This window comes from Mesorhizobium qingshengii (assembly GCF_027563465.1).
GTDB lineage: Bacteria > Pseudomonadota > Alphaproteobacteria > Rhizobiales > Rhizobiaceae > Mesorhizobium > Mesorhizobium qingshengii_A.
The window spans coordinates 1-1,417 of record NZ_JAPFQA010000053.1 but is presented as its reverse complement, the minus strand read 5'-3'; the positions used below and the strand labels follow the sequence as shown (position 1 = coordinate 1,417).

The 1,417-nt window shown below is 59.6% G+C and carries 1 protein-coding gene and 1 pseudogene; both read right to left on the bottom strand.

Features of this window, described 5'->3' with window-relative positions; all coding sequences use genetic code 11:
* A pseudogene (locus OOJ09_RS31910) lies at window positions 1–346 on the bottom strand (hypothetical protein); the annotation flags it as partial.
* 170 nt (window positions 347–516) lie between these two features.
* Entirely contained in the window at window positions 517–783 is a 267-nt protein-coding gene (locus OOJ09_RS31905; protein ID WP_269909021.1) for a type II toxin-antitoxin system ParD family antitoxin, read from the bottom strand.
* Between the last annotated feature and the right edge of the window lie 634 nt (window positions 784–1,417).

The window sequence follows — 1,417 nt, the reverse complement described above, 5'->3', positions numbered from 1 at the left end:
GAAGATCGCTCTTTTTTCGATTTCTCGTGGAGATCCCGACGGGGTCAAAAATGGTGAGCTGGCTTGGCCCGATTGTGAGCGGCGTTCTGTTGCCTGTCACTTCTATGATGCAGGCCATCACCTCGTCACCGGGAGGTGCGCCATCGGCCTGAAAATCGCCTGTCACGCTTAGCGGGGCATCGGTCGCCGCGCCTGCTCGAGCGGCGTTTTGGAATCGCTCTTCGAGCAATTCCGGCGTGATGTTGTGGCCGGCGTAAAATATGCCCAGGATCAGCACTCGCTCGCCCTCTACGGCGAAAGCGATGCTGACGGCGCGCCGGTAACCAACAATCCGCAGCCCGGGCATGATCTCAAGCCGCTCGGCGCCCCTTTGAGGAAACCTCGACAGGCCAAGACAATGGTCGCGGATACCGCAGCGAGCTTCCAGGCGACGGAAGGCGACGCGCGTTCCGCTATATCGTCACGCTTCCAGCTCGGACTCCGTCTTGGGATGGAAGACAATCCGATACTCCACCCCTACCCGGCTTTCACCTGCTTCGCACGATGACGCGCCTCCAGCCGTGAAAAGACTGTTTCGGCCGGGATACCTTTGGTTGGATCCCGCTGCAGTTCGACCAGGCGCGCCGGTATTTCCTCGCGCAGCCATTTCTCCCGCTCGGCCTCGAAATCCTCGAGCATGCGCAGGCCCGCGCGGACAACCTCGCTGGCATTGTTGTAGCAGCCTGATTCGAGCTGCTTACGGATGAAGCTCTCGTAGTGCTCATTCAAAGCGGAATTCGGCATGGCGACCTCCTGGCGGGATGACGGGATCGCACGACGCGAATGGCAAGAGATGTCAACTGTTAGCAGTCTCCGCTGATTCGGCCGCGATTCGGCTTTTGCCGCGGTTCTCCCCAAGAGAATCGCTTGTCGCGCGATTCGGCATGACCGCAATGTCACGTCGGTCACGGGGACGCCGGCGCGATCGAGATCGACGCGCGAGTCGATACCGCGGTCGCTTCTGGTGGCGGCCGCGCGCGAGACGATGGACGAAAAAAGCCGGCTGAGTAAAAACCCAACCGGCTAAATTCGTTTCGTGGTTGCGGGCTGGTCTTTGAGACTGCGTTCAGCCTGAGCCTGCAGGACGAGGAGCTGTTTGTGAGCTGTTTGTCCCAGCATCGGCATCGCCGAGGCAACGAGTTCATGGATGGGCTCTGTTCCGTGCTTTCGTGTTTGGCTGGTTGGTTTCGTCGGGCGTCGCAAAAGCAAAACAGCCCGGTCGGCTTTTTGGCTGACGGGCTGTTTTGATTTGGTTGCGGGGGAGAGGATTTGTTTTTTGTCTTTGTCCGCGGCGTCGGCTTTGCCTCCTTGCGGGGCCCTGATGACAGGTTAAAATCGGCCGGCCACCACAGCAAAATACAAAAGAGCCCGCACGAGG

Excerpts from the sequence above, each read along its gene's own strand:
- OOJ09_RS31905 (WP_269909021.1), bottom strand. The coding sequence starts at position 783 with ATGCCGAATTCCGCTTTGAATGAGCACTACGAGAGCTTCATCCGTAAG.